The organism is Bacillus sp. EA-CB0995 (assembly GCF_055814245.1).
In genome coordinates, this window is the sequence record NZ_CP169269.1 from 2,933,420 (window position 1) to 2,947,506 (window position 14,087).

Here is a 14,087-nt window from a genome sequence, read left to right on the forward strand (position 1 = left end):
AAATTAATATTTGTCATCAAAAACAGGGTATAAAACATTGTTAGTCAAATAAGCTAACTCAAATTTAAGGAATACGTACCAAGTATTTATTGGCTCTTTAGCTTGATTTCTTTAAATCCCCCGGTGGGGCGTTATCTTTCTTCCACTCTGGTTTTTTAAATTTGTTGATGATAAGTGCTATACCAATCATTACTACTGTAGCGGCCACTTGATAAATAACATATCCAGTATATTGACTTGGCTTTAAAATAGATGGCGGAATAATACTTACAATAATTGTGAAAACAATGCTTATCATTGAAAGAATAGAGACCGTCCACATTAATCCATTCCCTTTACTTCCTAATCTAAATGGTCTATCAAGATCTGCCATCTTATAGCGCAAACGAACGGCTGAAATAGCGATTAAAACATACACAACACAATATAAAATCGTTGTTGTAATTGTTATAATTAAGAAGGCACTGTTAACATCTGGAACTACTATATATAAGATCGATACTAACGAAATTACAATTGCTTGAATCATCACAAAAGTAATTGGAATATCTTTCTCTGTTCTCTTTTGGAAGAACTTCGGCAAATTCCCTTCCTCTGCCACTTTAATCATAGATTTACTTGGTCCAAGTACCCATGCACTTAGCTGCACTAATACACCAATTAAAATCATTAAAGAAATGATGTTAACAACGATAGATGGAATACCTAAATCTTTACAGAAAATCATATATGGCTGTGTAATATTGGCAAGCTCCAATTTACCTTTTGGTACCGCATTTGCAACTGTTAAACCAGCAATGATATTAAAAATTGCTAATAAAATTACAGAAGTGATAACGGCAATTGGATAGTTTCGTTTTGGATTTTCAATCTCATTCGCATGTACAGACGAAATTTCTACTCCTGCAAAAATAAAGATAATTCCTGATAAATAAGTTAAACTTCCTAAGTCCTTAAAATTAGGAATAAGATCACTTGGCTTAAAGCCCCCTAAATAACTATTAGGTTGAATCCCGTTTTTAATCATATAAATGACACCTAGAACAACAAGAATGACAAACGGAATGTATACACCAATAACAGCGCCCCAGTTACCCGCAACTTTTACCATATCAAACTTAAGGTTTAATAAAGTCACGCTCCAGTATGAAATTAAGATTACGGCAAAAATAAAGTAGTTGTTTGAAGATAATTGTGGTTTATTAATAACGTAACCGAATAGAACACCAACAGTTGACGCAACCATTACCATCCCGAAAAACATTTGAACCCATAATAACCAGGAGGTAACAAATCCCCATTTCTCACTTAAACCATTTTTCACCCAAACTTGAGGTCCGCCTTCCTCAGGGAAAGCCGTTGAAAGCTCAGCTGACATTAATGCAATAGGGAGAGCAAATGCAAACGCAGCTATCAACATATAGAAGATTTGGGTCCAACCAGTAATCGCAAGAGTCGGCACACTTCGCACTGTTCCAAAAAAGCCATCGTAATACCAATTAGCCCAAAAAGTGTTAATTTTTTTGTGTTAGCCATAAAAATTTCCTTCTTTCCCATATTCAATGTAATAATCTATAAAAGACATAGAATTCATCCTTTTTAAAATAGCCCTATCACTTGATAGTTATGTAAGATAAGGATTTGGTGAATTTTAGTACAGAAAAAACGCTCGAGGATTTGCATAGAATTAAAATATGGAAATACAAAAACTATTTAACCATTTTTAAAGGACGTCCTTATTTCAGAAAAAAATTATTATATAGACACACTCAAAAGTCCGTTAAAGAAATAAATTTGAAAAGAGAGCTTTAAAATATTTTTTATTGTTTTCAGATTTGGCTGTTCATTCTTCAAATCATTAACATAGCTCATAATCATCATTGTTATCAATGGACACTAAAAAAGATGGCTCCGGTACTATAACCGAGGCCATCTCTTAAGTATTTAGGTATTAAAAGACGTTTACTAAACTGTCCGTTTTAGTTTCTTGTTCTTTTTCGCTGTTTAGATAGTCTAAAAATTAAAGTCAAGTAGACTATAACTATGTACAGAGAATATTCATCATGCGATTTGCTTCACCTCTTCTTTTTTCTTTATTGTAGAAAAAACGAAGAATGTGGTAAAAAATATAAAAAGATATTTTTGCATAAGAAAAAATCATCTTTATCTCGATAAAACTTCAAAAAAGAAATCCTGCATGATACAAACATGCAGGATTTCACCATTTTAATCATTTTTTACAAAATAAGAAACGAAGCGTAAAATTTCTAGGTATAACCAAACTAATGTCATCATTAATCCTAATGCGCCGTACCACTCCATATACTTCGGAGCACCGCCGCGCGCACCGCCTTCAATGAAATCAAAGTCTAGCATTAAGTTTAACGCGGCAACAACAATCACAACTGCACTAACGATCATGCCAATTGTTCCACCTTGATGTAAGAATGGTACTGCCACGCCAAATAATTGTAGAACTAAAACGATTAAATACATAATCATAATCCCAAGCGTTGCTGCCATAACACCTGTACGGAACTTATCCGTTACTTTCACAGCACGCGTTGCATATAACACTAACATTGCTAGTAAAATAGAAATGGTTAGTAACACTGCATGTAAGATGATATAATCACCAAAACGTATTGTATACATAGCAGAAATACTTCCTAATACAATCCCTTCCACAGCTGCATAAATCGGTGCTGTAATTGGTGAAATACGCGGTACGAATGCCGAAGCAAGCGCTACAATCGCCGCTATAATTAAAGCACCAATTAATACTGGTGATTGCATCTTATTTTCTATCATCTGCGTGTATGCGTACACAGACGTTCCTAATAACAATATGAGCATAATAAACGTTTTACCAACTGTACCACCGATTGTCATCGCTGAAGTACTTACGCCCTCTTTCCGAAACGCCTCTTTCTTTAACATTGGATTAGATGTTCGCATGATTTCCCTCCTAAAATATTTTCTACCAATAGTGTAAATATTTTCCCTTTATTTTTCAACATATGCAGCTTGTTCTTATTTTAACCCTTCTACAATGTCAGATAGTTCACTCCAGCGCTCCATTGTTTGCTCTAATTCTTCTTCTGTTTGTTGCTGCTCTTCAGAAAGCTGCTGTGCTTTCGTATAATCAGCACCAACTTTCTCTAATTCTGCTGCAATACTTTCAATTTTCGCTTCTAACTCTGCAATCTTATCTTCAATTGTTTCCCATTCACGCTGTTCATTATAGGAAAGTTTACGTTTCCTTTGCTGTTTTGGAGCCTCTTCTACTTTCTTTTCTTTCTGCACTTCTGCTTTTAACAGTGTTTCTTGTTCTTTTTTCTCATCTAAATAATCGCTATAACTACTAAAGAAGACGCGAACGTGACCGTTACCTTCAAAAACAAAAAGTTCTTCTGCGATTTTATCAAGGAAGTATCGATCATGCGATACAGTAATCACAACACCAGGAAACTCTTCTAAATAATCTTCAAGCACTGTTAATGTTTGCGTATCTAAATCGTTTGTCGGCTCATCTAGAAGCAGAACGTTCGGCTCTCCCATTAAAATGCGCAGTAAATACAGTCTTCTTCTTTCACCGCCTGACAATTTATTAAGCGGTGTACCATGTGTGTGCGGCTCAAACAAGAAGCGCTCTAGCATTTGCGAAGCACTAATTGTTTTTCCATCTGTCGTATGAATGACTTCAGCTGCTTCTTTAATATATTCAATCATACGCTGATTTAAGTTCATATCTTCATTTTCTTGCGTATAGTATGCGATTTTTACTGTTTGTCCTACTTCAATCTCACCACTGTCTGGTGTGATTTTCCCAGCTAGCATATTTAATAGAGAAGATTTCCCGCTACCATTTGCACCGATAATACCGATACGATCCCCTGGTTTCACAATATATTGGAAATTATGAAGAACAGTTTTATTCCCAAATGTTTTTGTCACATCTTTTAATTCAAGTACTTTCTTTCCTAATCTACTACCGCCAAGTGCAATATCAACGTTTTGTTTTGCTGTTGGTCCTTCTTTCTTTTGCAGATCTTCAAAACGCTGAATACGTGCTTTTTGCTTCGTAGAACGAGCTTTTGCACCGCGGCGAATCCACGCAAGTTCACGGCGATATAAGTTTTGACGCTTTGCTTCCTGTGCAATTTCTTGTTCTTCTCGAAGTGCTTTCGCTTCTAAAAAGGCACCGTAATTTCCTTCATAGCTATATAACTTACCATTGTCTAATTCAAAAATACGGTTCGTTACACGATTTAAGAAATAACGATCATGCGTAACAAGTAAAACGGAACCTGTGTAACGCGATAAATATTCTTCTAGCCACTCTACTGTTTCATGATCCAGATGGTTCGTCGGCTCATCCAAAATTAATAAATCTGGTGTTTGAATAAAACATTGCGCCATCGCAACACGCTTTTTCTGTCCGCCTGATAAATTTCCTACTGCCGCAGAAAAATCAGTAATCCCAAGCTTTGTTAACAACGATTTTGCATTTGCATTTGCTTCCCAAGCATTCATTGCATCCATACGCTGCTGCACTGCAAATAATGCTTCCTGCGCTTTTTCATTTGTTGGATTTTTTTCTAAGTTTAATAATGTCTGCTCATACTCACGAAGAAGACGAATTAACGGTGTATCGCCATGGAACACTTGCTCAAGTACAGTTAAGTTTTCTTTAAAATCCGGTTGCTGTGATAAATAACTAATCGTATAACCACGCGTATGTGTCATTTCTCCCGTATCTGGAATTTCTACACCTGCAATAATTTTTAATAATGTTGATTTACCAGTTCCATTTACACCGATGATACCAGCACGCTGCCCTTCAGCAATACTAAAAGATAGACCATTAAATAACGGTTTCTCCCCATATGATTTGGATACATTTTCGACTGTTAACATTCTCATATTTGTGCATTCCACTCTTTCATAAATTGGTCAATAAATTGCTCCATATAGCGATGACGTTCTTCCGCCTCTTCTTTCGCTGCAGCTGTATTCATTAAATCTTTCAACTTTAACAGTTTTTCATAAAAATGATTCAACGATGGTTCATCACTTTTTCGATATTCTTCCTTCGTCATCACTTCACGCGGTGGAATTTTCGGATCATACATTAAACGTCCCTTTGCCCCTCCATAAGCAAATGTCCGGGCAATTCCAATTGCCCCAAGTGCATCAAGGCGATCAGCGTCTTGTACAATTTTTCCTTCTAACGTTGCCACAGTTCCACCGTGTCCACCTTTATAAGACATATTGGCAATAATATGAACAATATGATCTACATCCTCTTGTATAATCTCTAATTGTTCAAGCCAATCTGTTACTTTCTTCATACCAGCTTCTTCACTTTCATTTAACTTCTCATCTGCGACGTCGTGAAGCAAAGCTGCCATTTCAATAACAAAGCGCTGCCCGCCTTCCTTTTCAGATAATACAATCGCTAATTTATGCACACGCTCAATATGATACCAGTCATGTCCGCTTGCATCTTTTTCTAGTATGTCTTTTACAAATGTAATCGTTTTTTCAATTTGTTCTTGTTTTTTCATAATATCTTCACCCAATTTATTATTGTAACACGCCCCCATTTTTTCATCACACATTTTCTCGTCCGCCCATACTATATGTTGTAACTAGTATCATGGAGGAGGAAAAAAATGTTCTACAACCCGCAACAGCCCTATCCACACCAACCATACTATCAATCAAACTATGAGCCACAACCACACCAACAGTATTATTATGATTCACGTATCCCTCAATCCAGCCCTACAACGCCAACAGAACCAACACAACAACAAATCCAACAATATGCTTTACAATATCACCACTTAAAACAACCTGTATTAAGCCTCGTAAAACCTTGGGTAGACTACGGTGTAAATGAAGCAAAACATACTTCCGTAGCACACGCCATGACTGAAATTACGGCGATCACGTACTTAATCGGCCGCGGTGTAAATCCGACAGTTGCTCATTATATCGTTGAATCTTGGGAAAAGAATGAGCAGTTCTAAAACTATTCATTTTGTAAAACATACAAACGATGAAAGTGCCAAGTGACCTTGTTTTACAGGGATTTTGGTGCTTTTTGTTTTTCTATAATCTATTTTATCACAAAAGTAAATTTCATATTTTTTCATCGTTATTACTCAAAAGCCTCCAAAAAACTTAATAAAATTTCTGAATTTAAAAAATAAAATTATACCCCTTTTTTATCAATCATTTTTCAAGTTCATTTTATATAATCGATAAGATCCCTATCCATTTTTCTTTACCAGAAAAAATAACAAATACCTCTATAAAAACATATTTATTTTTCTAATTATTACAAGATTACATGCATTTTCCAGTATATTCTTATATAATTAATAAATAAAATCTTACAAATGGAGGTATAAAAGTGGCATTTTGGAACGCTATCAGTACAATTTTATTTTTAGCTACACCGATTCTACTTATTTTATGCTTTATTTCATTCTTTAAGAAAAACGGAAAAGCAATGAAATTCGGCAGATCTGCAGTCATATCTTTTATTATTTTTCTATTAATATCATTAACAAGCAATGCACATACAGAGCATCCGATTTTAAATTTCTTCGCTAATGTATGTCTCATTATGTCTCTCTTCTTTCTAATATTAGCCATTTTATCAATTTTTAAGAAAACAGGAATAGCTAAAAAACAATTTTTTATTACTGCTATTTTATTCGTAGTTGCCATTGTATTAGGCAATATTGCAACTCCTTTTACTGAAAAAGACTGTTGCGAATGATAAACAAGTTACATCTAAGAAAAAAGCAAAAGAAGAACAAAACGATAAGAAAAAAGAAGCAGAGAAAAAAAGATAGAAGCTGAGGAACAAACTCGTAAACAACAAGAAGAACAACAACGCCAAGCTGAGGAGCAAGCCCGTAAACAACAAGAAGAACAACAGCGCCAAGCTGAGGAACAAGCTCGTAAGCAACAAGAAGAACAACAGCGCCAAGCTGAGGAGCAAGCCCGTAAGCAACAAGAAGAACAACAGCGCCAGACTGAGGAACAAGCTCGTAAGCAACAAGAAGAACAACAGCGCCAAGCTGAGGAGCAAGCTCGTAAACAACAAGAAAAACAACAACCACAAGCTACTCCAGCTCAAAGCAGTGGAAATGTATATTATAAAAATTGCTCAGAAGTGAGAGCTGCTGGAAAAGCACCTTTACATGCTGGTGATCCTGGCTATAGTCATAAGTTAGATAAAGACGGTGATGGGATTGCGTGTGAAAGATAATATACATATTTAAAATAAGATGCTATTAGCTCAATTTCATTATTTTACATTTTTTAAATATAGCTTTAACAGCTATAGCAAAAACCCGATGCCTTTTTCAGACACCGGGTTTTTCGTTATTCTTTCTTCTTATCATCATCTTTAATCGCTGTTTTGATTGTTCCTGATTTCACTTTAGTCGCCGCATCTGAGAAACGTAACAAGTCACCTTGAATAATACTATCGGACATTTTCAATTCTGTCTGTGCCCGATTAATAAGTGCTTTTGCCTCTTGTTCTGGTACTTGAGCGACCTGACCAGTTAGACGATCGTAGAATGTGCTATTGTAATAAATATATTTATCTGTAATAAAGCTTCCATCACGTTCTACAACGAACGGTTCTCGATCTGGTGAAAATAAATCATGACCAAACTCAATATCATTAGAAGTATCAACTCCTAATAAGTGAAGAATCGTCGGTTTCACGTCTACTTCACCAGCAGGAGCAGTCATTGTTTTTCCTTCTGTTTGACCTGGAACATGAACAAATAATGGTGTACGTTGTAGCTGCATGTGATCATATGGAGTAATTTCATTTTTCCCTAAGTATTGTGCCATCGCACGATTATGGTTGTCTGAAATACCATAGTGATCACCGTAGAAAACGATAACTGAGTTGTCATATATTCCAGTGTCTTTTAAACGTTGAATAAATTCTTTTAAAGCTTCATCTTCATAGCGCGCTGTAACAAAATAGTTATCTAATGTTTCGTCGCCTGAATTAAATGGTTCAATCATTTTTATACTGTCATCATACGTAAATGGAAAATGGTTCGTTAATGTAAGAAAACGAGCATAGAACGGCTGATCAATCTTTTGTAACTTATCCACTGATTGATCAAAGAAGTCTTTATCCTTCAATCCCCATCCTATTTTATTCTCTGGTGTAACGTTATAATCCAATTCATTATAGAAACGATCATATCCTAAGGATGGATACATCACATTACGATTCCAGAACGAAGCATTATTCGCATGGAATACAGATGTATAATAGCCTTGTTCATGTAAAATTTCTGGAGTTGCCATATACTCATTACTAGCATTCGTAAAGAATACTGAACCACGATCTAACGGATATAATGAGTTATCAATCATAAACTCTGCATCCGATGTTTTCCCTTGTCCTGTCTGATGGTAAAAGTTTTCGAAATAATAACTTTCTTTTTTAAATTGATTTAAGAAAGGTGTAACTTCTTGCCCATTTACTTTAGAATCAATTAAAAAGGACTGCGTTGATTCTAAAGAAACAACAATAACGTTCTTTCCTTTTGCCATACCATACATATTTGGATCAGGTTTTGTTTCCACTGTTTTCATATAATTCTCTGCTTCTTGAATTTTACTTCCATCAGCAAATACTTTTTGTGAGCTTGTCTTTACTTGTAATCCAAAATCATATACTTGATGAAAATATATCCCAAGATTTTTCACAAGCATAACGCGGTCAAATGAACGAGTTAATAATTCAGGACGTTCCTTTTCTGCCAAACCAAGGTTTACCATAAAAATAGCAATACTCATTAAAAAATATAGCGACTTCATAGAGCCAGAAATACGCTCTGTTTTTGCAAATTTAGGCTTCTTTTTAGCAAGGTAAAATAAAAAGATAACATCCGCAAACATTAATAAAAACTTAATGTCTAATAAAGCTTTTATACTAGATCCTAATCCGTCCATATTCGACGTTTGCATTAACACTGGAAGTGTAACAAAATCATTATAAAAACCATAAAACATTACATTACCAATGAGGATAATGGTCATAATAATGTTAATACTGATAGCTATATAATTCCTTTTTGGCCCCTTCGCAAATAATGCAAGCCCAATTAACACCAAAGAAGATGCTAACGGACTAATAAAAAGAATAAATTCTTGCATAGCAGAATCTATCTTCAAATCAAAACTAAATCGCGTAACAATATATGTTTTTAACCATATCAAAATTACGGTTAACAAAATAAAGCGCATATTTTGATATTGTTTTTTTAACGATTCCTTCATCTCTCTCTCCCTTTCTGACTAGAACATTTGTTGAATGAACACATAGAATATCTTTTCATGTATTTATGACTTTTTTCTCACCGAGACATTGTATCGAATACTTTTGTATTTCATGTGAACTTTTTCTTTTTTTTTATAAAATTAATATATAAAATAGAAGCTCTCTATTATACCATAATTCCTTCAATTTTCCCTTCTAACTATTAACATCCTTATGGAAAATCGCTATGAACATTTAAAACGAATGGTTTATCATTCAATTTATTCTTTGTTTCTTGCATCTTCGGTGTTTCTGCATGTCAGTTTTTCTTTGCCTCTATTTTTTCCGTTGCTTTTTCAGCTTGATCTAAAGATTCTCCAATCTCCTTTTGCTTTTCTCTTACTTGATCAACACTATCTACCGCTTTAATGGCTTTATCAATACCTTTCTCATCTATTTCCTTTCTCTTTTCATCTCTCGCTTTTTCTTTTTTCTCTATATCCTTTGCCTTCTGCAACATTTCTTCAGCATTTGCCTTTACAGCTTTTTCAAGTGTAGCATCCTTTTTCATAGATATTACTTGATTCGCATTCTCAATTGTTTGTTTATAATCCCCAGCTTTTAATGCAGTAGCACCCTGTTCCATCCATTTTGCAACTTTCATATAAGTTTTTGTTTCAGCTGTAGACTTTTCTTGATTGGCTTTTTCAAACCACATAATTGCATCACTATACTTCTCATCTTTTAATGCTTTCATGCCCGCTTCAACGTGTGCATCATAATTACTCGTACTGCAACCAGCTAACATCATAAATAAACATCCTATACTAAAAATAAATTTTCTCAAACTATTTCCCCCTACATCCTTATACTACTATATTATTTTCGAATACTCCTATTATCAATGAAAATTCTTTTCTGCTATCTATGTTTTAAAAGGTAGCTAACAAAAAAAGAGGCTCTTCTATATCGGCCTCTTTTCTCTATATTTCCTTTTCGATCTCCATTTCTAGCTGTTCTGGTTTCGTCTTAGGTGCAAAACGCTTCACTACCTCACCGTCACGCCCCACTAAAAATTTCGTAAAATTCCACTTTACCGCTTTCATCCCTAATAGCCCTGGCGCTTGCTCTGTTAAATAGTGAAATAACGGATGCGTGTTATTCCCTTTTACATCTATTTTTGCGAACATCGGAAACGTCACACCATAATTTAGTTCACAAAAACTCGTAATTTCATCTTCTGTTCCTGGCTCTTGACCTCCAAATTGATTGCATGGGAATCCGAGTATTTCAAAACCTTGCTCCTTATATTTTTCATACAAAGCTTGCAAGCCTTTATATTGTGGTGTAAAACCACATTTACTGGCAACATTCACAATTAATACTACTTTTCCTTCATAATCACGTAATGACTTTTCTTCTCCTGTTATTGTTTTTGCAGAAAAATCATAAATTGTCATGTCCTTTTCACTCCTATCATGTAACTCTTCCTTTCATCATAAGACGCTTTTTCTTTATTGTCTAATGTGAACGTTTTATTTTTGTTCAAAAAGTTGTCACAACTAACTAGACATTTTTCTTGGAAAGTTTTACAATAAAAGTGTGAACAAAATGTGACATTTTATCTTCTAAATTGTGACATTTTCAATTCCATTATTACAAATAAGGATGGTGTTGATAATGAAAACTGCACAAGGTGAAAAGCTTTCTAATCGCGAATTTTATTTCGTACTATACATGATGATGTTATTTGTCTTAGGATGGTTTATGGATGTTAACGGTATTTTCTTAAGCAAATACTTTACACTAGCAGGAATGATTACTGTTCCAGCAATTGGTGGTCTTGTCGGATACTTTATTATGTCTCTCAGTAAACAACAAAATAACTAAACATATTACATAAAGGCAGAAAACGATGTTTCGTTTTCTGCCTATTCTTTTATAATAAAAGAAAAGAATAGTAAATTATAAGGAGTGATAAGTTTGAAAAAAGTAGAGAAAATATCTTCACAGTTATATATTATCGACGATCACGACTTACAACATGAACAACGTACAGGTACATATGTCTTACTTGGTGATGACATCACTATAATTGAAGCGTGCGCCGCACCTTCTCTTCCTTATCTTTTAGATGGATTAACACAATTAAATATACAGCTTGTTGATATTAAAAATATTATTGTCACACATGTTCATCTTGACCATGCTGGTGCTGCTGGCTTAATGATGGAGAAATGCCCCAACGCAACGTTATTCGTTCATTCTCGAGGCGCTCGTCACATGGTTGATCCGACTAAACTCATTCAAGGTGCAAAAGCTGTTTACGGAGATTCATTTGATAAACTTTTTCACCCCATTTTGCCTATTCCAGAAGAACGCGTTCACATCGTACAAGATGGTGAAACACTGCATATCGCAGAAAATCGAACGCTTACATTCTATGATACACCTGGCCATGCAAAGCATCATATTAGCATTCATGATTCCTTAACAAATGGTATATTTACAGGTGATACGATTGGTATTTATTACCATCAATTGGCTGAACTTGGTGTTGAACTTTATTTACCAACAACATCTCCTACGCAGTTTCAACCTGAAGCTATGTTAGCTTCAAAAGATCTCATTCGAAATATGAATGTCGATTACATTTATTTCGGTCATTATGGCGCCTCTTCCCATGTTTCTGAAATCTGCACTCAGCTAGAACATTGGCTCCATGTATTTGTTGAAGCCGGCAAGCAAATATTTGAAAAAGAACAAGACTTTGAAAAAGCAAGCCATCAACTGTCCAATCTCTTGCTGGAAAAAGTGTCATCGCACCTTACAAAAAAAGGCGTCCCAGCAACACATTCTATTTATGATTTGTTGAAACTTGATATGGAAATTAGTGCGATGGGAATTATTGATTATTTTACAAAGTTGGAACAAACAAAGAAAACTTTAAATGATAATGAAAAAAGACGCGACTACGTAATATTCGTAGCCGCGTCTTTTTTATTTATCTAGGCTTCTTCTTCCCATTAAATGCAGGTTTCTTTTTCTTTGGAGCTTTCGGTTTCGACTCGACAAACGAACCTTTAAACACTTCTCTTTTATTGAATTGAATACCTAGCTTCTTCGCAAATTGAAGTAACTTCTTCTCTTCTTGAGGCGTTACAAGAGAAACAACTGTACCCTCTTTACCCATACGCCCTGTACGTCCTGAACGATGAATATATTGATCAAGTGTATCTGGTAATTCTAAATGAATAACATGTGTTAAATCATCAATATCTAATCCACGCGCTGCAATATCTGTCGCTAATAAAATTTCCACTTTCCCTTGTCGGAATGCACGCATCGTTGCTTCACGCTCTTGTTTAGTTGCTTCTGCATGAAGAGCTGCTGCTTTCATCTTACGGAATTTCAGTTTTTCCGCAATTTCATCTAAACGGAATGGATCATTTAAAAAGGCAACTGCTTTTACATCGCCAGTATGCATAATTCTTCTAATAAACTCGTTCTTTTCACGACGCTCGCAAACGATATACGTATGTTCAACCAAACTCTTTGTGTCCGTACGTTTAATACGAACGAATTGCGGTTCAACTGCAAAATCACGTGCTACTTCTTCTGCATCTTTTGTCATTGTTGCAGAGAAGAATACTACTTGACGATCACGCATTGTCGATTTAATTACATCGGACACAGCATCTATCATCTTTTGTTTTACAATTTGATCAAACTCATCAAATACAATTGTTTTCACTTCATGCATTTTCAATTTCTTCATGCGGATTAGTTCTAAAATACGTCCAGGTGATCCAACGATCACTCGTGGATGTTTCTTTAACTTCTCTACTTGACGCTTAATATCCGCACCACCAATTAAAGATGCACCTGAAATATCAGTTCCTGCCGTAAACTTTTGCACTTCTTCATGAATTTGCATCACAAGTTCACGCGTCGGTGCTAAGATTACTACTTGAGGCTGTTTCACTTCAGGGTTAATTTTATGTAAAAGTGGCAATAAATACGCTAATGTTTTACCTGTCCCAGTTGGAGATTCAGCAATAACATCTTGTCCTTCTAGAATAGTTGGAATAGCTTGCTTTTGGATTTCAGTAAACTCTTTAAAACCAGCCTTCTCCCAAGCTTGTTGCAAAAATGGTTGCATATCTTTTATCATTTCTTTTTCTCCTTTATCTCTATTTTTGAAGAAATTGTTGTATTGTTCGCATCGTTTCTATCATATGAGAAATAACAGCTATTAAGTCATCAACATGATCTTCTGTAATCGATTTTTGAAATAAGATTCCTACCTTATTATGATATGAAATCGCTTGCTTATTATATTCGTATGAAATTTGCTGCGTAATCATTCGTTCTTTTCCCCATATGGATTGTAGCAACGCTTCAATTTCTTGACAATCTTTTTCTGGATGCTTCAAAGAAAATGTAAAGAAAAGCTTCATTTCACAGCCAGGCACAAAATACGGTACCTCTAATATCTCACCTGATAAATTTTCTGCATTAACTGATAATAAAAATGTTGCTTCTACTAGTGACTCTATATATTCTTTCAGTTGAAACGAAATGGTATATGTACGACTAAACGACGCTAGATCCATTATATCTTTTCGGTCAGTTACAATGATGTCACCATGCAAATCAAAATCATATACAGCTCCTTCAACAATAACTTTTAAATTTTCAAAAGCAGTTGGATCAAACATATATTCCTCCAAAAAACAAGCGCCTTTCCATCGAAAGGCGCCACGTG

General features: G+C 35.0%; 10 protein-coding genes and 3 pseudogenes. 4 read left to right on the forward strand and 9 right to left on the reverse strand.

What is annotated here, in order from left to right; genetic code table 11:
* Nucleotides 1-97: 97 nt before the first annotated feature.
* The 4 genes from tyrP to ACEWFJ_RS15190 all read right to left on the reverse strand — a co-directional run bounded on the left by tyrP (nt 98) and on the right by ACEWFJ_RS15190 (nt 5,570).
* On the reverse strand, nt 98-1,462 hold the full coding sequence (gene tyrP / locus ACEWFJ_RS15175) for a tyrosine-tyramine antiporter (RefSeq protein ID WP_473689101.1): 1,365 nt from the start codon (nt 1,460-1,462) through the stop codon (nt 98-100).
* A gap of 764 nt (nt 1,463-2,226) precedes the next feature.
* A complete protein-coding gene (locus tag ACEWFJ_RS15180; RefSeq protein ID WP_473689102.1) occupies nt 2,227-2,958 on the reverse strand; it encodes a Bax inhibitor-1/YccA family protein in 732 nt (243 codons plus the stop codon).
* Nucleotides 2,959-3,033: 75 nt separating this feature from the next.
* Nucleotides 3,034-4,926, reverse strand: coding sequence for an ABC-F family ATP-binding cassette domain-containing protein (locus ACEWFJ_RS15185; protein WP_473689104.1), 1,893 nt, complete (start codon nt 4,924-4,926; stop codon nt 3,034-3,036).
* Complete coding sequence (locus ACEWFJ_RS15190; protein ID WP_473689106.1) at nt 4,923-5,570, reverse strand: HD domain-containing protein; 648 nt, start codon at nt 5,568-5,570, stop codon at nt 4,923-4,925. The genes ACEWFJ_RS15185 and ACEWFJ_RS15190 overlap by 4 nt, the downstream gene beginning before the upstream one ends.
* A gap of 120 nt (nt 5,571-5,690) precedes the next feature.
* Between ACEWFJ_RS15190 and ACEWFJ_RS15195 the strand changes: the two are divergent.
* Nucleotides 5,691-6,038, forward strand: a pseudogene (locus ACEWFJ_RS15195) (hypothetical protein); the annotation flags it as partial.
* A 386-nt stretch (nt 6,039-6,424) separates the two neighbouring features.
* Nucleotides 6,425-7,291: pseudogene (locus ACEWFJ_RS15200) on the forward strand (excalibur calcium-binding domain-containing protein).
* Nucleotides 7,292-7,407: 116 nt separating this feature from the next.
* Here ACEWFJ_RS15200 and ACEWFJ_RS15205 read toward each other — a convergent pair.
* The 3 genes from ACEWFJ_RS15205 to ACEWFJ_RS15215 form a co-directional block, all read right to left on the reverse strand.
* Nucleotides 7,408-9,339 carry an LTA synthase family protein gene (locus tag ACEWFJ_RS15205; protein ID WP_473689107.1) on the reverse strand — a complete coding sequence of 644 codons (1,932 nt, stop codon included), beginning with the start codon at nt 9,337-9,339 and terminating at the stop codon, nt 7,408-7,410.
* Nucleotides 9,340-9,638: 299 nt separating this feature from the next.
* Entirely contained in the window at nt 9,639-10,130 is a 492-nt protein-coding gene (locus tag ACEWFJ_RS15210; RefSeq protein WP_473692539.1) for a hypothetical protein, read from the reverse strand.
* A gap of 172 nt (nt 10,131-10,302) precedes the next feature.
* A complete protein-coding gene (locus ACEWFJ_RS15215; protein ID WP_098310824.1) occupies nt 10,303-10,779 on the reverse strand; it encodes a glutathione peroxidase in 477 nt (158 codons plus the stop codon).
* A gap of 208 nt (nt 10,780-10,987) precedes the next feature.
* Here ACEWFJ_RS15215 and ACEWFJ_RS15220 point away from each other — a divergent pair, with 208 nt between their 5' ends.
* The gene (locus ACEWFJ_RS15220; protein ID WP_176524718.1) at nt 10,988-11,209 is read left to right on the forward strand and encodes a DUF3925 family protein; all 222 of its coding nucleotides are present in this window, start codon (nt 10,988-10,990) and stop codon (nt 11,207-11,209) included.
* A 93-nt stretch (nt 11,210-11,302) separates the two neighbouring features.
* A pseudogene (locus ACEWFJ_RS15225) lies at nt 11,303-12,271 on the forward strand (MBL fold metallo-hydrolase); the annotation flags it as partial.
* 52 nt (nt 12,272-12,323) lie between these two features.
* Here the strand turns inward: ACEWFJ_RS15225 and ACEWFJ_RS15230 are convergent.
* Entirely contained in the window at nt 12,324-13,493 is a 1,170-nt protein-coding gene (locus tag ACEWFJ_RS15230) for a DEAD/DEAH box helicase (RefSeq protein WP_473689108.1), read from the reverse strand.
* Nucleotides 13,494-13,512: 19 nt separating this feature from the next.
* Nucleotides 13,513-14,040, reverse strand: coding sequence for a hypothetical protein (locus tag ACEWFJ_RS15235; RefSeq protein ID WP_473689109.1), 528 nt, complete (start codon nt 14,038-14,040; stop codon nt 13,513-13,515).
* Between the last annotated feature and the right edge of the window lie 47 nt (nt 14,041-14,087).

What these genes read in the sequence shown, in the direction of transcription:
- ACEWFJ_RS15180 (WP_473689102.1), bottom strand. Translation starts at nt 2,958, where the DNA reads ATGCGAACATCTAATCCAATGTTAAAGAAAGAGGCGTTTCGGAAAGAG.
- ACEWFJ_RS15185 (WP_473689104.1), bottom strand. Translation starts at nt 4,926, where the DNA reads ATGAGAATGTTAACAGTCGAAAATGTATCCAAATCATATGGGGAGAAA.
- ACEWFJ_RS15190 (WP_473689106.1), bottom strand. Translation starts at nt 5,570, where the DNA reads ATGAAAAAACAAGAACAAATTGAAAAAACGATTACATTTGTAAAAGAC.
- ACEWFJ_RS15205 (WP_473689107.1), bottom strand. Translation starts at nt 9,339, where the DNA reads ATGAAGGAATCGTTAAAAAAACAATATCAAAATATGCGCTTTATTTTG.
- ACEWFJ_RS15210 (WP_473692539.1), bottom strand. Translation starts at nt 10,130, where the DNA reads ATGATGTTAGCTGGTTGCAGTACGAGTAATTATGATGCACACGTTGAA.
- ACEWFJ_RS15215 (WP_098310824.1), bottom strand. Translation starts at nt 10,779, where the DNA reads ATGACAATTTATGATTTTTCTGCAAAAACAATAACAGGAGAAGAAAAG.
- ACEWFJ_RS15220 (WP_176524718.1), top strand. Translation starts at nt 10,988, where the DNA reads ATGGTGTTGATAATGAAAACTGCACAAGGTGAAAAGCTTTCTAATCGC.
- ACEWFJ_RS15230 (WP_473689108.1), bottom strand. Translation starts at nt 13,493, where the DNA reads ATGATAAAAGATATGCAACCATTTTTGCAACAAGCTTGGGAGAAGGCT.
- ACEWFJ_RS15235 (WP_473689109.1), bottom strand. Translation starts at nt 14,040, where the DNA reads ATGTTTGATCCAACTGCTTTTGAAAATTTAAAAGTTATTGTTGAAGGA.